At 70.7% G+C, this 21,332-nt stretch carries 18 protein-coding genes; 7 read left to right on the forward strand and 11 right to left on the reverse strand.

The window, feature by feature from the left end; all coding sequences use genetic code 11:
* Window positions 1-59 precede the first annotated feature (59 nt).
* Both dxs and FJM51_RS03935 read left to right on the forward strand, forming a co-directional pair.
* Window positions 60-2,003 carry a 1-deoxy-D-xylulose-5-phosphate synthase gene (dxs, locus tag FJM51_RS03930; RefSeq protein ID WP_140452802.1) on the forward strand — a complete coding sequence of 648 codons (1,944 nt, stop codon included), beginning with the start codon at window positions 60-62 and terminating at the stop codon, window positions 2,001-2,003.
* 306 nt (window positions 2,004-2,309) lie between these two features.
* Complete coding sequence (locus FJM51_RS03935; RefSeq protein ID WP_140452803.1) at window positions 2,310-3,173, forward strand: hypothetical protein; 864 nt, start codon at window positions 2,310-2,312, stop codon at window positions 3,171-3,173.
* Window positions 3,174-3,235: 62 nt separating this feature from the next.
* Here FJM51_RS03935 and FJM51_RS03940 read toward each other — a convergent pair whose 3' ends face one another.
* The 5 genes from FJM51_RS03940 to FJM51_RS03960 form a co-directional block, all read right to left on the reverse strand.
* Window positions 3,236-4,738 (reverse strand): malonate--CoA ligase, encoded by a 1,503-nt coding sequence (locus tag FJM51_RS03940; protein WP_140452804.1) that lies wholly within the window; start codon window positions 4,736-4,738, stop codon window positions 3,236-3,238.
* Window positions 4,735-5,784 carry an agmatinase gene (gene speB, locus FJM51_RS03945; RefSeq protein ID WP_140452805.1) on the reverse strand — a complete coding sequence of 350 codons (1,050 nt, stop codon included), beginning with the start codon at window positions 5,782-5,784 and terminating at the stop codon, window positions 4,735-4,737. Before speB ends, FJM51_RS03940 begins: the two co-directional genes overlap by 4 nt.
* 74 nt (window positions 5,785-5,858) lie before the next feature.
* A complete protein-coding gene (locus FJM51_RS03950; RefSeq protein WP_140452806.1) occupies window positions 5,859-6,845 on the reverse strand; it encodes an ABC transporter substrate-binding protein in 987 nt (328 codons plus the stop codon).
* Between the two features lie 97 nt (window positions 6,846-6,942).
* The gene (locus tag FJM51_RS03955) at window positions 6,943-7,782 is read right to left on the reverse strand and encodes an ABC transporter permease (protein WP_140452807.1); all 840 of its coding nucleotides are present in this window, start codon (window positions 7,780-7,782) and stop codon (window positions 6,943-6,945) included.
* The gene (locus FJM51_RS03960) at window positions 7,779-8,663 is read right to left on the reverse strand and encodes an ABC transporter permease (protein WP_140452808.1); all 885 of its coding nucleotides are present in this window, start codon (window positions 8,661-8,663) and stop codon (window positions 7,779-7,781) included. Before FJM51_RS03960 ends, FJM51_RS03955 begins: the two co-directional genes overlap by 4 nt.
* 190 nt (window positions 8,664-8,853) lie before the next feature.
* Here FJM51_RS03960 and FJM51_RS03965 point away from each other — a divergent pair, with 190 nt between their 5' ends.
* Window positions 8,854-11,040 carry an esterase-like activity of phytase family protein gene (locus tag FJM51_RS03965; protein ID WP_140452809.1) on the forward strand — a complete coding sequence of 729 codons (2,187 nt, stop codon included), beginning with the start codon at window positions 8,854-8,856 and terminating at the stop codon, window positions 11,038-11,040.
* A 56-nt stretch (window positions 11,041-11,096) separates the two neighbouring features.
* Here the strand turns inward: FJM51_RS03965 and FJM51_RS03970 are convergent, their stop codons facing one another.
* The 3 genes from FJM51_RS03970 to hydA are packed head-to-tail and all read right to left on the reverse strand — an operon-like array spanning window position 11,097 to window position 13,731.
* Window positions 11,097-11,885, reverse strand: coding sequence for an ABC transporter ATP-binding protein (locus FJM51_RS03970; RefSeq protein ID WP_140452810.1), 789 nt, complete (start codon window positions 11,883-11,885; stop codon window positions 11,097-11,099).
* Window positions 11,882-12,280: a hypothetical protein gene (locus FJM51_RS03975; RefSeq protein ID WP_140452811.1), complete on the reverse strand. Its 399-nt coding sequence runs from the start codon at window positions 12,278-12,280 to the stop codon at window positions 11,882-11,884. The genes FJM51_RS03970 and FJM51_RS03975 overlap by 4 nt, the downstream gene beginning before the upstream one ends.
* On the reverse strand, window positions 12,277-13,731 hold the full coding sequence (gene hydA / locus FJM51_RS03980) for a dihydropyrimidinase (protein ID WP_140452812.1): 1,455 nt from the start codon (window positions 13,729-13,731) through the stop codon (window positions 12,277-12,279). Before hydA ends, FJM51_RS03975 begins: the two co-directional genes overlap by 4 nt.
* A gap of 129 nt (window positions 13,732-13,860) precedes the next feature.
* On the opposite strand from hydA, the gene FJM51_RS03985 reads away from it, so the two are divergent.
* Together FJM51_RS03985 and FJM51_RS03990 are read left to right on the forward strand one after the other, a co-directional pair.
* A complete protein-coding gene (locus FJM51_RS03985) occupies window positions 13,861-14,247 on the forward strand; it encodes an ArsR/SmtB family transcription factor (RefSeq protein WP_140452813.1) in 387 nt (128 codons plus the stop codon).
* Entirely contained in the window at window positions 14,228-14,785 is a 558-nt protein-coding gene (locus FJM51_RS03990; RefSeq protein ID WP_210240202.1) for an SRPBCC family protein, read from the forward strand. Before FJM51_RS03985 ends, FJM51_RS03990 begins: the two co-directional genes overlap by 20 nt.
* 23 nt (window positions 14,786-14,808) lie before the next feature.
* Here the strand turns inward: FJM51_RS03990 and FJM51_RS03995 are convergent, their stop codons facing one another.
* The 3 genes from FJM51_RS03995 to aptA are packed head-to-tail and all read right to left on the reverse strand — an operon-like array spanning window position 14,809 to window position 18,492.
* Window positions 14,809-15,867, reverse strand: a complete 1,059-nt coding sequence (locus FJM51_RS03995) for an acyltransferase family protein (protein ID WP_140452814.1) — start codon at window positions 15,865-15,867, stop codon at window positions 14,809-14,811.
* 37 nt (window positions 15,868-15,904) lie between these two features.
* Entirely contained in the window at window positions 15,905-17,155 is a 1,251-nt protein-coding gene (locus FJM51_RS04000; RefSeq protein ID WP_210240211.1) for a Zn-dependent hydrolase, read from the reverse strand.
* Window positions 17,155-18,492, reverse strand: coding sequence for an omega-aminotransferase AptA (aptA, locus tag FJM51_RS04005; protein ID WP_140452816.1), 1,338 nt, complete (start codon window positions 18,490-18,492; stop codon window positions 17,155-17,157). The genes FJM51_RS04000 and aptA overlap by 1 nt, the downstream gene beginning before the upstream one ends.
* 186 nt (window positions 18,493-18,678) lie before the next feature.
* On the opposite strand from aptA, the gene FJM51_RS04010 reads away from it, so the two are divergent.
* Together FJM51_RS04010 and FJM51_RS04015 are read left to right on the forward strand one after the other, a co-directional pair.
* Window positions 18,679-19,320, forward strand: a complete 642-nt coding sequence (locus FJM51_RS04010; protein WP_233712963.1) for a TetR family transcriptional regulator C-terminal domain-containing protein — start codon at window positions 18,679-18,681, stop codon at window positions 19,318-19,320.
* A gap of 74 nt (window positions 19,321-19,394) precedes the next feature.
* A complete protein-coding gene (locus FJM51_RS04015; RefSeq protein ID WP_140452818.1) occupies window positions 19,395-21,287 on the forward strand; it encodes a potassium transporter Kup in 1,893 nt (630 codons plus the stop codon).
* Window positions 21,288-21,332 lie beyond the last annotated feature (45 nt).

The raw sequence follows: 21,332 nt of genomic DNA on the forward strand, positions 1-21,332 counted from the left end.
ACATTCCCGCGCGGCGCCCGGAGGCCGCGCGGAACCGAGAAGCCGAAGGAACCGGACCGATGCCCGACCAGCCGAACCCCAGCCCCGAGAACCCGCCGCGCACGCCGCTCCTCGACCGGATCGAGCGGCCGGCCGATCTGCGCGGCCTCTCGATCCCGGAACTGGCCCGCGCCGCGGAGGAACTGCGCGCCGAGACGATCTCGGCGGTCTCGACCACCGGCGGCCATCTCGGCGCGGGGCTCGGCGTCGTCGAGCTTTCCGTCGCGATCCACGCCGTCTTCGACACGCCGCGCGACAAGCTGATCTGGGACGTCGGCCACCAGTGCTATCCGCACAAGATCCTGACCGGCCGGCGCGACCGGATCCGGACGCTGCGCGCGGGCGGCGGGCTCTCGGGCTTCACCAAGCGCGCCGAGAGCGTCTACGACCCGTTCGGCGCGGCGCATTCCTCGACCTCGATCTCCGCGGGCCTCGGCTTCGCCGTCGCGCGCGACCTCGGTGCGAAGGACGTGGGCGACGTGGTCTGCGTCATCGGCGACGGATCGATGTCCGCCGGCATGGCCTACGAGGCGATGAACAACGCCGGCCATCTGAAAACGCGGCTCTTCGTCATCCTCAACGACAACGAGATGTCGATCGCCCCCCCGGTCGGGGCGATGTCCTCCTACCTCTCGCGGCTCTACGCGGGCGAGCCGTTCCAGGACCTCTACGCCGCGGCGAAGAGCGCGGTGAACCTGCTGCCCGGGCCGCTGCGCGAGGGTGCGAAACGGGCGCGCGACCTCGTGAAATCCGCGGCCGTCGGCGGCCGGCTCTTCGAGGATCTCGGCTTTTCCTATGTCGGGCCGATCGACGGGCACGACATGGAGCAGCTCGTCTCGATCCTGCGCGTCGCCAAGGCCCGCGCGCATGGGCCGGTGCTGATCCACGCGCTGACGCGCAAGGGCAAGGGCTATGCCCCGGCGGAACGGTCGGCGGACAAGTATCACGGCGTCTCGAAATTCGACGTGGCGACCGGCGCGCAGGCCAAGGCGCCCTCGAACGCGCCGAGCTATACCCGCGTCTTCGCCGACAGCCTGATCCGGCAGGCGCAGCACGACGAGAAGATCGTGGCCGTCACCGCGGCCATGCCCGACGGCACCGGGCTCAACCTCTTCGCCGAGCGGTTTCCCGACCGCTGCTTCGACGTCGGCATCGCCGAGCAGCATGGCGTCACCTTCTGCGCCGGGCTCGCCGCCGCCGGGATGAAGCCCTTCTGCGCGCTCTACTCGACCTTCCTGCAGCGCGGCTACGACCAGGTGGTGCATGACGTGGCGATCCAGCGGCTGCCGGTGCGCTTCGCGATCGACCGCGCGGGGCTCGTCGGCGCTGACGGGCCGACCCACGCCGGCGCCTTCGACATCGCCTTCCTCGCGAACCTGCCCGATTTCGTCGTGATGGCGGCGGCGGACGAGGCGGAGCTCGTCCACATGGTCGCCACCGCCACCGCGATCGACGACCGCCCCTCCGCCTTCCGCTTCCCCCGCGGCGAGGGCGAGGGCGTCGACATGCCCGAGCGCGGCGAGGTGCTGCCCATCGGCAAGGGCCGAGTGCTGCGCGAGGGCGCGGGCGTCGCGATCCTGAGCTTCGGCGCGCGGCTGCACGAGGCGCTGCGCGCCGCCGAGGCGCTGGCGCCGCGCGGCATCCGCCCGACCGTGGCCGACGCGCGGTTCGCCAAGCCGCTCGACCGCGAGCTCATCCTCTCGCTCGCCGCGCGCCACGACGCGCTGATCACGATCGAGGAAGGCGCGGTCGGCGGCTTCGGCAGCCATGTGGCGCAGCTTCTGGCCGAGGAAGGCGTGTTCGACGGCGGGCTGCGCTTCCGCTCGATGGTCTTCCCGGACACGTTCATCGACCAGGACAGCCCGGCGCGCATGTACGCGGCCGCCGGGATGAGCGCCGAGCATATCGAGGCCAAGGTGCTCGAGGTCCTCGGCCTCGCCCGGTTCGGCGCCGTGCGCGCCTGACGGAAATGCTCGCCTACTGATTGCATCCCTCCCCGCCCGGCCCGACCGCCGGGCGGTTCTCCGCCCGCGGACGCCGCTCGCCGGGCGATCGCCCGGGTCTCAGGCGCCTGCTCGCTTGACTTGAGGCCCCGGCATGCGAAACATTCTGCAATGCCTCGTGAACGGATCCCGGTTAACGGGCCGGCCTGGCAGTTTGGGAGGAAGAGCCATGAACTTTCCGTCCGTCCGCGCCGCCGCGCGCGCGCCTCGCGTGTTCGAATGGGGCACCGCCGCCCCGCCCGCGGCCCTCGCCCGGGAGATCCGGCGATGAAGCTCGGCACGCTGCGCGACGGGACCGGCGACGGCCGTCTGGTCGTGATCGACAGCGACGTGATCCATGCCACCGACGTCGGCCACGTGGCGCCGAGCCTGCTCCGCGCGCTCGAGGACTGGGACCGGGTCGCCTCCGAACTTGAGATCGTGGCCCGCGGCCTCGACGGCGGCGCGCAGCCGATGGAGCGTTTCCACGAACGCGGCGCCCAGTCGCCGCTGCCGCACGGGCCGCGCCTCCTGATCGCGCGCGCTCCGGCCGGACCGGACGACGCGGCGCCGATGCTGCGCCCGATCACCGCCGACGGATTCCTCGATCCGCGCGGGCCGCTGCCCCCCGCCACGGAAGTCGCCGTCTCGCTCGCCGTCGCCGCCGGACCGGTCGCCGCGGGGGCCGGCGCGGCGGAGGCCGGCGCCACGATCCGCCTCGCGCTCCTGATGCTGACCTTCTTCGGGCCGGATATCGAGGACGGAACGGAGCCGGTCTGCTTCGCCCCGGCGGCCGTCACCCCGGATGCGCTCGGCCCCGGCGACTGGATGCTGGCGCCCCGGCTGACGATCAACGGCCAGGCCTTCGGTCCGACCTGCCCGGTCGGCGGCCGCGACACCTTCGCCGCGCTGATCGCGCGGGCCGCGGAGGCCGGCGCGGTGGAGGCGGGCAGCCTGATCGGCGGCCCCACCCTGATCCGCCGCCCGGTCGAGCCGGGCGACCAGATCCGTCTCGAGGCACGCGAGCCCGGCGGCCGGTCGGTCTTCGGCGCGATCGAGCAGGTGATCGGCGGCGTCCTGCCCCGCCCCGCGCTCGGCGGCGCCGGGCTCGGCATCGGCGTGACGGCCCAGATGATGTGGGCGCCCTATTGAGGAAGCCGGCCCGTTCCTGATCCTCCCGGCCGGCGCGCCCGCCAAGGCGCGCCGGTGCCGGTTCAGGCGAAGAGGCCCGCGAACCGCTCCCGCAGCGCCGCCTTCTGGACCTTGCCCATCGCGTTGCGCGGCAGGTCCTCGACCAGGGCCACGTGACGGGGCAGCTTGAAGGCCGCGAGCCGGCCGCGCAGCGCCCCGGTCACATCGCCCGGATCGCCCCGCGTCGCCACGACCGCGACCACCGCCTCGCCGAGATCGGGATGCGGCACGCCGATCACCGCGCTCTCGATCACCTCCGGCAGCGCGTCGATGGCTTCCTCCACCTCCTTGGGATAGACGTTGAGCCCGCCCGAGATCACCAGATCCCTGGCGCGGCCGACGATGGTGACATAACCGTCCTCCGAGATCGTCGCGAGATCGCCGGTGATGAAGAACCCGTCCGCGCGCTTCTCGGCCGCGGTCTTTTCCGGCATCCGCCAGTAGCCCGCGAAGACGTTCGGGCCGCGCACCTCCAGCACGCCCACCCCCTCGGCGGGGCGGTAGCCGGAGGCGGCCGGATCGCCGAGCCGGAGTTCGACGCCGGGCAGCGCCGGGCCGACGGTCCCGGCCCGCCGGTCGCCTTCGAGCGGGTTCGACGTGTTCATCCCCGTCTCGGTCATGCCGTAGCGCTCCAGGATGCGCTGGCCGGTCCGGGCCTCGAACTCGACATGCGTCTGCGCGAGCAGCGGCGCGGAGCCGGAGATGAAGAGCCGCATGGCCCGCGCGCGGGGCCGGGTCAGCCGCGGGCTGGCGAGGAGCCGCGTGTAGAAGGTCGGAACGCCCATCAGCACGGTCGCGCGCGGCATCAGTTCGAGGATCAGCTCGGCGTCGAATTTCGGCAGGAACAGCACCCGCCCGCCGTTCATCAGCGTCAGGTTCAGCGCGACGAAGAGCCCGTGCGTGTGATAGATCGGCAGCGCGTGGAGGAGCACGTCGGCGCCGGAGAAACCCCAGGCCTCGCTCAGCGTCAGCGCGTTCGACCAGAGATTGTCCCCGGTCAGCATCGCCCCCTTCGACCGCCCGGTGGTGCCCGAAGTGTAGAGGATCGCCGCGACATCCGCCCCGGCGCGCGCCGCCACGGCCGTGTCGGGCGCCTTCGCGAGCGCGGCCGTCGTCAGCCCGCCGCGCCCCCCGGCGTCGAGCGTCAGGGGAAGCGCCCCGACCCGCTCCGCGAGCGGGCGCAGCGCCGCCTCGGCGCCGGGATCGCAGACGAGCACGCGCGGCTCGGCGTCCGCGATGAAATAGGCGAGCTCGGAGGCGGTATAGGCGGTGTTGAGCGGCAGGTAGATCGCGCCGACCTGCAGGCAGGCGAGGTAGAGAAAGACCGCCTCGGGCGATTTCTCGACCTGGACCATCACCCGGTCGCCGGGCACGACACCCTCGGCCCGCAGGACGGCGGCCATCCGGCCGGAGGCGGCGAGGAGATCGGCATAGGTGATCGCGCGCCCCTCCGGCGTCTCGATCGCGACGGTCGAGGCATCGGCCGGGAAGCGCGCGGCGAGCCGGGCGAAGAGGTTCCCGTTCATCCGCGCACCGCCGGGCTCGCGACCATCAGGCTCAGGATCTCGAACAGCATCTGCGCCCCGGCGTGCGCGGTGTTCGTCGTCGCGTCGTATTGCGGCGCGACCTCGACCACGTCGCCGCCGACGATGTTCATGCCATCGAGCCCGCGCAGGATCGCCTGGACCTCGCGCGTGGTGAGCCCGCCGATCTCCGGCGTGCCGGTCCCGGGCGCGAAGGCGGGATCGAGGCTGTCGATGTCGAAGGAGACATAGGTCGGCCCGTCGCCGATCACCGCCTTCGCCCGCTCGACCACCGCCTTCGGGCCGATCTCGGCCACCTCCTCGGCGTTCAGCATCGTCATGCCGCTTTCCTCGGCGAATTCGTAGAGATAGCCCGAGGCGCCGCGCAGCCCGATCTGGATCGTGCGTTCGGGATCGAGCACGCCGTCGAGCACCGCGTTGCGAAAGGGCGCGCCGTGGTTGAAGCGCTCGCCGTCGAACGGGCCGCCGGTGTCGGAATGCGCGTCGATATGGACGAGGCCGACCGGCCGGTCGCGCCCGACCGCGCGCAGGATCGGATGCGTCATCGAGTGATCGCCCCCGACCGAGAGCGGGATCACCCCCTGCCCCACCATCGCGCCGATCCAGGCCTCGATATCGGCGTGGCTCTCGTGGAGCCCGTAGCGCCCCCGGAACGGCACGTCGCCCACGTCCGCGACGCGGAGGTCGTGGATCGGCGCGCATTTCAGGACGTGATTATACGGCCCCACCCGCTCGATCGCCCGGATCGCACGCGGCCCGAAGCGCGTGCCCGCGCGGTTTCCGACCCCGAGATCCATCGGCACGCCGGTGATCGCGACGTCGAGCCCGGAGAAGTCCGGCGCCGCCGGATCGACCTGCCGGAAGGGCGCGGTCAGGAAGGTCGGCACGCCGACGAAGGGCGCGGGCCGCGCCCCCCGGCTGAACACCTTCGCCGCGACCTTCGCATAGGTGGGATCGTACATCCGCCCGCCGGGATCGTCGGCGTAGCGCGCCTTGAGCCGCGCGAGCTTCTCGGGGGTGAAGGTCATCGGGCACCTCTCGTAGGGCGGACATCCGTCCGCCGTCTCGCGGCATGGGCGTGGAAGGCGGACAGATGTCCGCCCTACCTCAGCGCGCTGTCGGTCACCGAATGGGTCCAGGCGCCCTCGGGCTCCCTGGTGATCACGGGATCGGAGCCCGCGGTCAGCAGCGTCTTGACCGTGCGCTCGTAATCGGCCGGGTCGAGCGCGCCGTCCGAGCCTTCGGTCAGCTTCGCGATCTCGCCCATCATCCGGACCTGGTGCTCCTCGGTCTGCGCGCCGGTCGCGTCGTTCTCGAGCACGATGTCGGCCGCCTCCCGCTGGTTCTCCTCGGCGTATTTCCAGCCCTTCATGCTGGCGCGCACGAATTTCGCCATCGTCTCGACGAAGGCGGGATCCTTCAGCCTGTCCTCGAGCACGTAGAGCCCGTCCTCGAGCGTCGCCACGCCCTCGTCCTCGTACTTGAAGACGGTGAGTTCCTCGGGCGTCAGCCCGCCGTCGATCACCTGCCAGTATTCGTTGTAGGTCATCGTCGAGATGCAGGCCGCCTGCTTCTGCAACAGCGGGTCGACGTTGAACCCCTGCTTCAGCACCGTCACGCCCTCCGGGCCGCCATCGGTCGAATAGCCGAGCTTCGACATCCAGGAGAGGAACGGATATTCGTTGCCGCCGAACCAGACGCCCAGCGTGTGGCCGGGGAAATCGGCGGTCTTGGTCACGCCCGAATCGTTCCGGCAGGTCAGTTCCATCCCCGACCGCTTGAACGGCTGAGCGATGTTGACGAGCGGCAGGCCCTTCTCGCGCGCGGCGAGCGCCGAGGGCATCCAGTCGACGATCACATCCGCGCCGCCGCCCGCGAGCACCTGCGCCGGCGCCACGTCCGGGCCGCCGGGCTTGATCGTGACGTCGAGCCCCTCGTCCTCGTAATAGCCCTTCTCCTGCGCGACGTAATAGCCGGCGAACTGCGCTTGGGTCACCCACTTGAGCTGCAGCGTCACGTCCTCGGCCCGCGCGGCGGCGGAGAGGAGCAGCGCCGAGGCTCCGGCGAGGGCTGCGATACGGATGGTCATTTTGGTCGATACTCCTTGGCTCGAAACCGCCCTCGCCCCTTCGGACGCGCAGGCGATCAAACCGGGCCGCGCGGCGCTTTTCAAGCGGCTTGAGGGTTCAGCGCCGCTGCGACGGATGCCAGAAGGTCGCCCAGTGCTCGAGAAGCGCGACGAGCCCGTAGAAGGCTGAGCCGACAAGGGCCGCGACGGCGATCTCGGCCCAGACCATGTCGAGCGCGAGCCGCCCGACCTCGGTCGAGATCCGGAACCCCATGCCGCGCGTCGGCGAGCCGAAGAATTCCGCGACGATGGCGCCGATGAGCGCCAGCGTGGCGCAGATCTTGAGCCCGTTGAACAGGAACGGCGCGGCCGCCGGCAGGCGCAGGGCCCATAGCACCTGCGCGTGGCTCGCGGCATAGGTGCGCATCAGGTCGCGCTCCATCGCGCCCGCGGCCTCGAGCCCCAGCACCGTGTTCACGAGCATCGGGAAGAACACCATCAGCACGACGACCGCGGCCTTCGATTCCCAGTCGAAGCCGAACCACATCACCATGATCGGCGCCATGCCGACGATCGGCAGCGCACTCGCGAAATTGCCGATCGGCAGCAGCCCCCGGCGCAGGAAGTCGAACCGGTCGACCACGATCCCGGTCAGGAAGGCCGCGCCGCAGCCGATCGCATAGCCGCCGAGCGCGCCCTTGAAGAAGGTCTGCGTCACATCCTCGCGCAGGATCGGCCCGCTCGACGCGATCCGGGCGAGGATGGCGCTGGGGCTCGGCAGGAGCACGGGCGAGACCTGAAGGCCCCGCACGATGAACTCCCAGAACAGGAGGAGCGAGAGCCCGAAGACCAGCGGCGGCGCGATCCGCGCGATCCGCCCGGGCCGCCGCGCCAGCCAGATGTTGAGCGCCCATCCCCCGATCCAGACGGCGAGCGCGGCGAGGATCCAGAGGTTCATCGCGCGCCCTCCCGCCGCGCGCCCATCGCGCGCGCGACGCCCCGCTCCGCGAGGCCGATCACCGCGATCAGCGCGGCGGCCATGAGCGCCGCCATGAAGAGCGCGGCCCAGATCTGGATCGTCTGGCCGTAGTAGCTGCCCGAGAGCATCCGCGCCCCGAGCCCCGCCACCGCCCCGGTCGGAAGCTCCCCGATGATCGCGCCGACGAGGCTCGCCGCCGCGGCGACCTTCAAGGAGGCGAAGAGGAAGGGCACCGAGGCGGGCCAGCGCAGGCTCCGGAAGGCCTGGCCCGCCGTCGCGTTCCAGGTCCGGGTGAGATCGACCAGGATCGCGTCGGGCGAGCGGAAGCCCTTCACCATGCCGACCACGACCGGGAAGAAGGAAAGATACATTGAGATCAGCGCCTTCGGCAGCAACCCTGTCACGCCGACCGAATTCAGGACCACGATGATCATCGGCGCGATGGCGAGGATCGGGATCGTCTGGCTCGCGATCACCCAGGGCATCACGCTCGCGTCCATCGTCCGGTCGCGCACGATGCCGATGGCGAGCAGCACGCCCAGGCCCGTCCCCAGCGCGAAGCCGGTCAGCGTGGCCGAGAGCGTGACCCAGGAATGGTAGATCAGGCTCCGCTTCGAGGTCGGATTCATTTCGACCGTCGTCTTCCAGACCTCGGCGACAATCTGGTCGGGCGCGGGCAGCCGCGGCCGCTCCTGGCTCAGCGTCGCCTCGACAAGCGCGCGCCCCGAGAGCGGCGCCCCGGCCCGCGCGGCCGCGTCCCGCGCCATCGGCGCGTTGAGCGCGATGGCGGCGAGATACCAGACCGCGACGAGCACCGCGAGCACGGTCAGGACCGGCGCGAGCGCGCCCCGGGCGGTCATTCCGACGCCTCGCGCGGATCGGGTACGGGGATGAAAACAGCCGGCATGGGCGAAGGTTAGCAGCTATCGCCGCCGCGTCCACGCGGATTTCGCGCGGGCGGGCGGTCACGAAACCGACGCGGGGACGACATGAAAGCGTCATCCCGCGCGTCGATGAAGGCGCGATCCTCTTTTCGCGATGGAGCCCTTCATGCCGATCACCCGGCCCCCCGCCGCCTGCCTCGTCTCGCTGGCCGCGCTCACGCTCGCCACGCCGGCGCTGGCGGAACCCTTCTTCAACCGGATCGCCTCCTTCCCGGTCGCGGAGAACCTGCCCGAGGGGACGGATCCCGCCACGCCGACCTCGGCGGAGATCGTGACGGCGAGCGGCGACGGGATGGTGGTGATCTACAGCGACAGCCCGAACGAGGAGATCGGCTTCGTCGACATCGCCGATCCCGCCGCGCCGAAGGGGCTCGGCAGCCTCGCGATGGGGGGCGAGCCCACCTCGGTCGCGACGCGGGGCGGGACGGTCTTCGTCGGCGTCAACACTTCTGAGAGCCACGCCAATCCCTCGGGCCGCCTCGCCACCGTCGACATCGCGACGCGCGCCGAGACCGGCTCCTGCGAACTCGGCGGTCAGCCGGATTCGGTCGCGGTGGCGCCGGACGGGAGCTTCGTCGCGGTCGCGGTCGAGAACGAGCGCGACGAGGATCTGAACGACGGCGCGCTTCCGCAGATGCCGGCGGGCCACGTCGCGATCGCGCCGCTCAGGGAGGGCGCGGTCGATTGCGCCGGGCTGATCCGCGCCGCTGTGACCGGACTCGCGGAGATCGCACCGGAGGATCCGGAGCCGGAATTCGTCGACGTGAACGCGGCGGGCGAGATCGCGGTGACGCTGCAGGAGAACAACCACGTCGTGATCCTCGACCGGACCGGCGAGGTGCTGGCGCATTTTTCCGCCGGAACCGTCGATCTCGACGGCGTCGATCTCTCCGACGACGGGCGGCTCTCCTTCACCGAGAGCGCGAAGGGCGTGCGCCGCGAGCCCGACGCGGTCCAGTGGGTGAGCGCCGACCGGCTCGCCATCGCCAACGAGGGCGACTGGCAGGGCGGCTCGCGCGGCTTCTCGGTCCTGAACCGCGACGGATCGCTCGCCTACGAGAGCGGCCCGGCCCTCGAACGGGCCATCGTCGAGATCGGCCAGTATCCCGACAAGCGCTCGGATGCGAAGGGGGTGGAGCCGGAGGGGCTCGAATTCGCGCGTTTCGGCGAGGAGGACTATCTCTTCGTGCTGACCGAACGCGCCTCGGTGGTCGGAGTCTACGGGATGAAGGACGGGCAGCCGGACCTGCGCCAGCTGCTGCCCTCCGGCGTCTCGCCCGAGGGGGCGGTCGCGATCCCGTCGCGCCGCCTGCTCGTCACCGCGAACGAGGCCGATCTGGTCGAGGACGGCGCGGCGCGGTCTCACGTGATGCTCTACGCGCTCCAGGATGTCGCGGCGCCGGATTATCCGACGATCACCTCGGCGGGCGCCCCGGAACTCATCGGCTGGGGCGCGCTCTCGGGTCTCGCGGCCGATCCGGAAACCCCGGGCAAGCTCTACGCGGTCAGCGACAGCTTCTATGGCGGAGAGCCCCGGATCTTCGAGATCGACGCCACCGCGACGCCCGCCCGGATCACCCGCGCGATCGACGTCACCCGCGACGGCGCGCCGGCGCGGAAGCTCGACCTCGAAGGGATCGCGCCCGACGGCGAAGGGGGCTTCTGGCTCGCCAACGAGGGGAACCGCGACAAGCTGATCCCGCACGCGCTGATCCATGTCGATGCCGAGGGCGCCGTCGCGGAGGAGATCGCCTTCCCCGAGGAACTCGCCGGCGCCGAGACGCGCTTCGGCGCCGAGGGCGTGACGATGGTCGATGGCAAGCTCTGGGTCGCGGTCCAGCGCGAATGGGGCGACGACCCGAAGGGCGCGGCGAAGCTCCTCGCCTATGACCCCGAGGCCGAGATCTGGGGCGCGGTGCGCTACCCGCTCGACCCGGCGCCGGAGGGCGGCTGGATCGGCCTTTCCGAGATCAGCGCGCATGGCGATCACGTCTACCTGATCGAGCGCGACAACCGGATCGGGACGGCGGCGAAGGTGAAGCGGATCACGCGGGTCGCGATCTCCGAGCTCGAGCCCGCGCCGCTCGGGGGCGAACTTCCGGTGGTGACCAAGGAAATGGTGCGCGACCTGCTGCCCGATCTCGCCGCGCCGAAGGGCTATGTGGTCGACAAGGTCGAGGGCTTCGCCATCGACGCCTCCGGCGCCGCCTACGCGGTCACCGACAACGACGGCGTCGACGACAGTTCCGGCGAGACCGATTTCCTGCGCCTCGGCCCGGCGGAAGCGATGTAATCTCCGACGGCGGCGGGAAATCGACGGGCGCCTTCTCCGAGGCGCCAGTTTCGCGTTCAGACCTCCGCGCCGATGCCCGCGCGGAGCCCGTCGCGCACCCGCGCGGCGATTGAGAGAAAATCCGCGCTCTCGCGGATGTGGAGCGGGCGTTCGCGCGGGAGCGGGCTTTCGATCACGTCCGTCACGCGGCCCGGCCGCGGGCTCATCACGACGATGCGCGTCGAGAGATAGACCGCCTCGGGGATCGAATGGGTGACGAAGCAGATCGTCTTGCCCGTCCGCGCCCAGAGCGCCAGCAGCTCCTCGTTCAGCCGGTCGCGCACGATCTCGTCGAGCGCGCCGAAGGGCTCGTCCATCAAGAGGAGGTCGGCGTCGAAGGCGAGCGCGCGCGCGATCGAGGCGCGCTGCTGCATCCCGCCCGAAAGCTGCCAGGGGTATTTCTTCTCGAAACCGCCAAGTTCGACCATCCGGAGCACGCGCGCGACCCGCTCCTCCCGCTCGGCCTTCGGGTAGCCCATGATCCGGAGCGGCAGGCGGATGTTGCCCGCGATGGTTCGCCAGGGCATGAGCGCGGCGGCCTGGAAGACATAGCCATAGGCGCGCGCGCGCCGCGCCGCGTCCGGGCTCATCCCGTTGACTGCGAGCCGGCCGCCGGTCGGCGTCTCGAGCGCCGCGACGCAGCGCAGGAAGGTGGTCTTGCCGCAGCCCGAGGGGCCGATGAAGCTCACGAACTCGCCCCGCCCGATCGAGAGGTTCACGTCGCGGAGCGCGTGGACCGGGCCATCGGCGGTCCGGAACACGAGGTCGAGGCCGCTTGCCTCGATGACCGGAGCGTTCGCGCTCACGCGCCCGCTCCCGGCCCGTCGCCCCAGCCGCCCCGGACCGGGCGGCGCGCCATCACGCCGCTGACGGCGCCGCCGGTCGCCTCCGGCCCGCCGGAGAAGAGCAGGATGCCCGAGGCCCCGTCGGCGCAGTGGATCGCGCCGAAGGCCGCCGGCCGGCCGGTCGCGGTCTCCTTCGTCTGGCGGAGGTCGCCCGCGCAATCGGCGCCGTCCTGGGTGGAGAGCGCGACGGAATCCGAGGCGCGCCCCCGCGTCCGCTCACCCTCGTAGCGCGCCGAGCCGTCCGCCGTCGCGACGCTGACCGGCACGCCCGGCCCGAGGCTCGCGCAGCCGGCGGGAAGCATGAGCCCCGCCGCCAGCGCCACGGCGCGCCGCCAGACGGCCCGGCCGGGGGTCATACCCCGCTCGCCGGGATGCCCGCGCGCTCCACCGGCCGGGGCGCGGTCAGCTCCTTCCAGGCCGAGAGCGCCTTCGAGACCGGGCCGGCCGGGGGCCGCGCGACGAACTCGCCATGGCCCTCGGCCGGCCTCAGCGCGCCGTCGTCGACCATCACCCGCCCGCGCGAGAGCACGTAGCGCGGCAGCCCGCGCACCGTCTTGCCCTCGAAGACGTTGTAATCGATCGCCGATTGCTGCGTGCTGGCGGAGATGGTCTTCTCCTTCCTCGGATCGAGCACGATCAGATCGGCGTCCGCGCCGACGAGCACCGCGCCCTTCCTCGGATAGCAGTTCAGGATCTTCGCGATATTGGTCGAGGTGACGGCGACGAATTCGTTCGGGGTGATCCGGCCGGTCTCGACGCCCTGGGTCCAGAGCATCGGCAGCCGGTCCTCGAGCCCGCCGGTTCCGTTCGGAATCTTGGTGAAATCCCCGACGCCGAAGCGCTTCTGCGCCGTGGTGAAGGCGCAATGATCGGTCGCGACGCAGGAGAGCGTTCCCGACGCCAGCCCCGCCCAGAGCGAGTCCTGATTGCGCTTGTCGCGGAACGGCGGCGACATCACCCGGCGCGCGGCGTGGTCCCAGTCCGGGTTGAAGTATTCGCTCTCGTCGAGCGTCAGGTGCTGGATCAAGGGCTCGCCCCAGACGCGCCTGCCCAGCATCTTCGCCCGCCGGATCGCCTCGTGCGCGTCCTCGCAGGAGACATGGACCACGTAGAGCGGCACGCCGGCCATGTCGGCGATCATGATCGCGCGGTTCGTGGCCTCGCCCTCGACCTGCGCGGGCCGGGAGTAGGCATGCGCCTCGGGGCCGGTATTGCCCTCGGCGAGCAGCCGGGCGGAAAGTTCGGCCACCACGTCGCCGTTCTCGGCATGGACGAGCGGGATGGCGCCCAGTTCCGCGCAGCGGCGGAACGAGGCGTACATCTCGTCGTCATTGACCATCAGCGAGCCCTTGTAGGCCATGAAATGCTTGAAGGTGTTGATCCCCTTCTCCGTCACCGCCTTCATCTCGTCGAAGACCTGCTCGCCCCACCAGGTCACCGCCATGTGGAACGAGTAGTCGCAATGGGCGCGGGCCGACTTGTTGTCCCAGGCCTTGAGCGCGTCGAGAAGCGACTGGCCGGGGCTCGGCAGCGCGAAATCGACCACCATCGTCGTCCCGCCCGCGAGCGCCGCGCGCGTGCCGCTGTCGAAATCATCCGCCGAATAGGTGCCCATGAACGGCATCTCGAGATGGGTATGCGGGTCGATCCCGCCGGGCATCACGAAGGCGTCCGAGGCGTCGAGCACCGTGTCGCCCGCGAGATCCGGCCCGATCGCGGCGATCTTCCCGCCCTCGATCAGCACGTCGGCCTCGTAGGTGAGATCGGCGGTGACGATGGTTCCGCCCTTGATGACCGTGGTGCTCATGCCGCTCTCCTTGCCTCGACAACCGCAGCAGACCGCTTTTCGCTCCGCCGGGCAAGGGGCCTGAGGCGGGCGCGCGTTTCATTTTACGAATCGGTTGACTGATGGTCGCGTGGAACGTAGATTTACCACATGGTTGAATCAGAAGCACCCCGGCTCGACGCGATCTTCCACGCCCTTGGCGACACCACCCGGCGGCGGATGCTCCGCGCGCTGGCCGATGGAGAGAAGAGCGTGAGCGAACTGGCCGAGCCCTTCGAGATGACGCTCGCCGCCGCCTCGAAACACATCAAGGTACTGGAGAGCGCCGGCCTCATCCGGCGCGAGATCCGCTGGCGGACGCATGTCTGCCGGCTGGCGCCCGAGCCGCTCGCGCGGGCGCATGACTGGCTCGGCTTCTACGAACGCTTCTGGACCGACCGGCTCGACACGCTCGACCGCCTGCTCCGCGAGGAGGATGCGAAGGCGGCGGCGGAACACCAACGGGAAGGAGAGAAGGATGAACGAGATGACGACTGACATGGCCCCGGACATGGTCCCGGTCGACGCCTATGGCGCGCTCACCGGGCCGATGACGCTCACGATCCAGCGGATCCTGCCCGGGCCGGTCGAGCGGATCTGGGACTATCTCACCGACGGCGCGCTGCGCGCGCGCTGGCTCGCGGCGGGGGAGATGGAGCCCCGGGTCGGTGGCGCCGCGGAGTTCATCTGGCGCAACGACGAGCTGACCGATCCGCCCGGCGCGAAACCCCAAGGCTTCGGCGCCGAGCACCGGATGAAGGCCACCGTGACCGAATACGACCCGCCCCGCCGCCTCGCCTTCACCTGGGAGGAGACCGGCGGCGTCGCGATCACGCTGGAGCCGAAGGGCACGCGCGTGCTCCTGACGCTGACGCATCGCGACCTGCCGCGGCGCTCGATGCTGCTCGGCGTCTCCGCCGGCTGGCACGCGCATCTCGACGTGCTGGTGGCGCGGGCGCGGAGCGTGGAGCCGGCGCCGTTCTGGGACGCCTGGGCGCGGCTCAGGGCCGAATACGACGCCCGGCTTCCCGCCTGATCGGGACCGCCCCGGCCCGAGGCTCAGCGGGTCTCGGCCGGGGCGGCGCGCCCGGATGGCCGCGCACGCGCCGCCGCGACGAGCGGACCCTCGACGAGGCGATGGACCAGCATCCCGGCCGCGACGGCGGTCCCGGTCAGCAGCGCCAGCATCGCCGCGGGCGGCAGCGCGGCGGCGCCCGGCAGCCGCCGCGCTGCCGGCGCGACCAGCGCGAGCGCGGAGCCATGGACGAGGTAGATCGCGAAGGAGCCTCTTCCCAGCGCGACGAGCATCCGGGGCACGCGCCGCGCCATCGCCAGCACGAGCACGAGAAGCGCCGAGCCCGGCCCAAAGATCGCCACCCGCGCCGCCTCGCCCCAGCCCGGCCCCGTCATCTCGCCCGCCGCCCCGGCGAGCACGATCGCGAGGCCGAGCGTCGCGAGCGGCGCCGCCGCGCCCGCCGGAAGGCGCTCCCGGGCAAGGGCCGCGAGCATCCCGAGGCCGAAACAGAGATCGAACGGCGAAAGCACCGCGTCGAGCGGCGCCGGCGGGGCCATGAATACCGTGAGCCCCGAGGCTGCCATCCAGCCGAGGAACAGCGGCCGGAACCGGGCCGGGCGCAGCAGGACCAGCGCGAAGAGCATGTAGAACAGCGCCTCCCGCCCCAGCGTCCAGGCGACACGCAGCACTGGCTCCTCGGCGCCGGGCAGCGGGACCAGCGAGGCCAGCAGTCGCTCCGCGCTCAGCCGCCCCGCGCCGAGATGGAGCCCGAAGGCGGGAGCGAGCGCGATGCCGAGCGCGACGCAGGCGAGGACCGTCCAGTAGAGCGGCAGCAGCCGCCGCGCGCGGCCGAGCAGGAAGGCCGCCGCCACCGCCTCGCCCCGGTCGCCGCGCCGGTGGCGGAGGAGGACAAGGAAACCCGAGAGCACGAAGAAGAACTCCACCCCGTGCTGGCCGAGGCGCCAGAAACTGCCCGCGTCCTCACCCGGTATCGCAACGACGGGCAGGAAGTAGTTGTTCGCGTGGAAGAACACCACGCCGATCGCCGCGAGCGCCCGCCCCGCGTCCAGCCCCGGCAGGCGCTCCGCCGTCTCTCCCGACAAGCCGGGACCTAGCGCCGGGCGGAGGCGCGGCGGTTTTTCACCGGACCACCCCGGCCGTCTCCAGCACCGCGTGGAAGAGCACGTTGGCGCCCTTCTCGGCCCAGTCGGGCGTGATTTCCTCGGCCTCGTTGTGGCTGAGCCCGTCGACGCAGGGGCACATCACCATCGTCGCCGGCGCGACCTTCGCCGCCCAGCAGGCATCGTGGCCCGCCCCGGAGATGATGTCGCGGTGCGAGTAACCGAGCTTCTCCGCCGCGCCGCGCACCGTCGCGACCAGGTCCGGCGCGAAGGTCACCGGGTCGAAATGCCCGACCGGCTCCACCGCGCATCCGACGCCGAGCACCTCGCAGATCGTCGTCGCCCGCTTCTCGATCTCCGCGCGCATCCGGTCGAGCTTCTCCTGCTCCGGCGAGCGGATGTCGACGGTGAAGACCACCTTCCCCGGCAGCACGTTGCGCGAGTTGGGCGCGAATTTCACCTGGCCGACCCCGCCGACGGCGTTCGGCTGCTCGCCCGTCGCGACCTCCTGCACCATCTCGAAGATCCGCGCCATCGCGAGCCCCGCGTTCACCCGCATCGGCATCGGCGTCGAGCCGGTATGCGCCTCCTTGCCGGTCAGCGTGAATTCGAGCCACCAGAGCCCCTGGCAATGGGTGACGACGCCGATCTCCTTCTCCTCGGCCTCGAGGATCGGCCCCTGTTCGATGTGGAGCTCGTAATAAGCGTGCATCCTGCGCGCGCCGACCTCCTCATCGCCCTTCCAGCCGATCCGCTCCAGTTCCTCTCCGAAGCTCAGTCCGTCCAGATCGGTCCGGCCGTAGGCGTAGTCGAGGTCGATCACCCCGGCGAAGACGCCGGAGGCGAGCATCGCCGGGGCGAACCGCGCGCCTTCCTCGTTGGTCCAGTTGGTGACGACGATCGGATGCTTCGTGCGGATCCCGAGGTCGTTCATCGAGCGCACCGCCTCTAGCGCGCCGAGCACGCCGAGCACGCCGTCGTACTTGCCCCCCGTCGGCTGCGTGTCGAGATGCGAGCCGACATAGACCGGAAGCGCGTCGGGATCCTCGCCGGGGCGCGTCGCGAACATCGTCCCCATCGCGTCGACGCCGAGCGTGAGCCCCGCCGCCTCGCACCAGGTCCTGAACAGCGCCCGCCCCTCGGCGTCCGCGTCGGTCAGCGTCTGGCGGTTGTTGCCGCCCGCGACGCCCGGCCCGATCCTCGCCATCTCCATGATGCTGTCCCAGAGCCGGGCACCGTCGATCCGGAAGTTCTCGCCGGTCCTCGGCATCATTTCAGCCCCGTCAGCACGTCGCGGAGCGTCCCGACCAGTTCGTCGATCTGCCCCTTCCCGATGATCAGCGGCGGCGACATCGCGATGATGTCGCCGGTGGTGCGGATCATGATCCCCTTCTCGTAGGCGTCGAGGAAGGCCTGGAAGGCGCGCGCGGTCGGCTGCCCCGGGATCGGCTCCAGCTCCACCGCGCCGATCAGGCCTTCGTTGCGGATATCAATGACATGCGGGCAGTCCCTGAGCGAATGCAGCGCCTCGGCCCAGTAGGGCGCGAGGTCGGCGGCGCGCTCGAAGAGCCCCTCCTCGCGGTAGGTGTCGAGCGTGGCGATCCCGGCGGCGGCGGCGATCGGCGTGCCGGAATAGGTATAGCCGTGGAAGAGTTCGATCAGGTTCTCCGGACCGGTCATGAAGGCGTCGTGGATCGCCGCCGTCGTCAGCACCGCGCCCATCGGGATCACGCCGTTGGTGATGCCCTTGGCGCAGGTGATCATGTCCGGCACCACGCCGTATTTCTCCGCCGCGAAGGCCGCGCCGGTCCGGCCGAAGCCGGTGATGACCTCGTCGAAGATCAGCAGGATGCCGTGTTTCGAGCAGATCTCGCGCAGGCGCTTCAGATAGCCCTTCGGCGGGATCAGCACGCCGGTCGAGCCCGCGACCGGCTCGACGATAACCGCGGCGATGGTCGAGGCGTCGTGCAGCGTCACGATCCGCTCGAGTTCGTCGGCGATCTCGGCCCCGTGCTCGGGCTGGCCGACCGAGAAGGCGTTCTTTCCCGGCAGATGGGTATGCGGCATGTGGTCGACGCCCGTCAGCAGCGTGCCGAAGACCTTGCGGTTGTTGACGATGCCGCCGACCGAGATGCCGCCGAAGTTCACCCCGTGATAGCCGCGCTCGCGCCCGATCAGCCGGGTACGCGACCCCTGCCCGATCGCCCGCTGATAGGCGATCGCGATCTTCAGCGCGGTTTCAACGGCTTCGGAGCCGGAATTGCAGAAGAACGCGTGTTCCATGCCCTCGGGCGCGATGTCGACGAGCCGGTTCGCAAGCTCGAAGGCCTTCGGATGGCCCATCTGGAAGGCCGGCGCGTAGTCGAGCTCCGCCGCCTGGTCCTGGATCGCCTTCGTGATCGCCGGCCGGCAATGCCCGGCGTTGCAGCACCAGAGCCCGGCGGTGCCGTCGAGAATCCGGCGCCCGTCCGAGGTCGTGTAATGCATCCCCTCGGCCGCGACCAGCATCCGCGGCGCCTTCTTGAACTGGCGGTTCGCGGTGAAGGGCATCCAGAACGCCCTGAGGTCGTTCGGGGCCGAAAGGCTCGCTGCGGAACGTTCGGACATCGCTGGCTTTCCTCGGGATGGCCGCCCGCGGGGGCGATGACACTCGACCCGCCAGGCAAACTCTGGTCTTATGACCAAACGGTCAAAAACGGACGCTATCACCGGCGTCCGCGGCGTCAAGCGCAATCCAGGGAGCCCGGCCGCGGCCATGATCCGATCCCCGTGCGAAGCCGGAGACACCCGCGCGTGAGCCGCGCCGCCGCCCGCGCCAATCCGACCCGGATCCAGCGCGAGAAGACCGAGGCGATCCTCGCCGCCGCGCTCGACGCCTTCTCGACCCAGGGCTATCGCGGCGCCACGCTCGACCAGATCGCCGAGGCGGCCGGGCTCTCGAAGCCGAACCTGCTCTACTACTTCGCCTCGAAGGACGAGATCCACCGCGCGCTGCTCGACCGGCTGCTCGACACCTGGCTCGAGCCTTTGCGCGCGCTCGATCCCGAGGGCGACCCGGCGGCCGAGATCGAGGGCTATGTGGTGCGCAAGCTCCGCATGTCGCGGGATTTCCCGCGCGAAAGCCGTCTCTTCGCCGGCGAGGTTCTCGCGGGGGCGCCCCGGATCGCCGACCGGATCGGCGGCCCGCTCAGGGCGCTGATGGAGGAGAAGGCCGCCGTCATCCGGGGATGGTCGGAGGCGGGTCTGATCGCACCGGTCGATCCCCATCACCTGATCTTCTCGATCTGGGCCGCGACCCAGCACTACGCCGATTTCGACGCCCAGATCCGCGGCATCCTCGGAACCGCCGGAGGCGCGCATTTTCCAGCGGCCGAGGCCCATCTCGTCCATCTCTTCCGGCGCGCCATCGCGCCGGCGCGGGCCGGCGCGGGCTGACGCGGCTCGCGGCCTTGTGACGCTCCGGCGCCCGCGGTAAACGGACGGTCTCGTTCCTTGGCGCGGGACTTCCGATGACGACAGCCCAGGTGGCTCAGGACCAGGCCGCGCATCCGCGGTCGCATTTCTGGAAGCTCGTTCTCGGCTCGATCGGAGTCGTCTATGGCGATATCGGCACGAGCCCGCTCTATGCGATGCGCGAGGCGCTCGGCACCGCGGCGCGCGACGGGCTGACGCGGGCGGAGGTGATCGGCATCGTCTCGATGCTGCTCTGGACGCTGATCCTGATCGTCAGCTTCAAATACGTCGTGCTCATCCTGCGCGCCGACAACCGGGGCGAAGGCGGCACGCTCTCGCTCCTCGCGCTGGCGCAGCGCGCGGTCGGGCGCCGGACCCCGGCGCTGCTCGTCCTCGGGATCCTCGGCACCGCGCTCTTCTACGGCGACGCGGTGATCACGCCCGCGATCTCGGTCCTGTCCGCGATCGAGGGCGTGGAACTGATCGAGCCCGGCTTCGCGCCCTATGTGCTGCCGATCACCATCGCGATCCTCGTCGCGCTCTTCGCGGTGCAGAGCCAGGGCACCGAGCTCGTCTCGCGCTTCTTCGGGCCGATCACCCTCGTCTGGTTCCTGACGATGGGCGGGCTCGGCCTGCTGCATGTCAGCGACAATCTCGCGATCCTCCACGCCCTCAATCCCGCGCGCGCGGTCGGCTTCGTGGCGAGCCACGGCTTCGGCGCGCTGCCGGTGATGGGCTCGGTCTTTCTCGCCGTCACCGGCGCGGAGGCGCTCTACGCCGACATGGGGCATTTCGGCCGCGGCCCGATCCGGGTCGCCTGGAGCGGGCTGGTCTTTCCCGCCCTCGCGGTCAACTACCTCGGCCAGGGCGGGCTCGTGCTCGCGCGGCCCGACACGCTCGTCAATCCGTTCTTCCTGATGGCCCCCGCCTGGGGCCTGCCGGCGCTGGTGCTGCTCGCGACGCTCGCCACCATCATCGCGAGCCAGGCGGTCATCACCGGGGCCTATTCGATCACGCATCAGGCGGTCCAGCTCGGCCTCCTGCCCCGGCTCGAGGCGCGGCACACCTCCGAGAAGGAGGTCGGCCAGATCTACATGCCGCGCGTGAACTGGACGCTGCTCGCGGGCGTGCTGATCCTCGTCCTGAGCTTCCAGAACTCCGGGGCGCTCGCGAACGCCTATGGCATCGCCGTCACCGGGACGATGGTGATCACCTCGCTGATGGCGACGGTCGTCTTCCGCCGCGTCTGGCGCTGGCCGCTCGCCGCCGTCGTCGCGGTGATCGCGCCGCTCCTCGTGATCGAGAGCTTCTTCCTCGGCGCGAACCTCATGAAGGTGCATGACGGCGGCTACGTGCCGCTCGTGATCGCCGCCATCGTCTGCCTGCTGATCTGGACCTGGGTGCGCGGCACCGGCATCGTGCAGCGCAAGGCGCGCACCGACGCGGTCACGCTGCTCTCGCTCATCGCGATGCTGCGCAAGCCCAAGCTCGCCCGCGCGCCGGGCACCGCCGTCTTCCTGACCTCCGATCCCGACATCGCCCCCTCCGCGCTCATGCACAACCTCAAGCACAATTACGTGCTGCACGAGCGCAACCTGATCGTGAAGGTGAATACCGCGACGACGCCGACGGTGCCCGAATCCGAACGCGTGGTGATCGAGCATCTCGACGAGAACTTCATCCGGGTGACGCTGAGCTTCGGCTACGTGGAACAGCCGAACGTGCCCCGCGCGCTCGCCATGGCGCGCAAGCAGGGGGTGAAGTTCGACATCATGAGCACCTCGTTCTTCCTCAACCGCCGCTCCTTCAAGCCGTCGCGGCATTCGGGGATGCCGCTCTGGCAGGACCGGCTCTTCATCACGCTGACCAAGGCCGCCTCGGATGCGACGAGCTTCTACAGCCTGCCCTCGAACCGGGTGCTGGAACTCGGGCAGCAGTTCGTGATCTGACGCGTTAACGTTCCGGCAAGGTTCGGCCCCGGTTCCCGGCAATTC

The organism is Amaricoccus solimangrovi (assembly GCF_006385685.1).
GTDB lineage: Bacteria > Pseudomonadota > Alphaproteobacteria > Rhodobacterales > Rhodobacteraceae > Amaricoccus > Amaricoccus solimangrovi.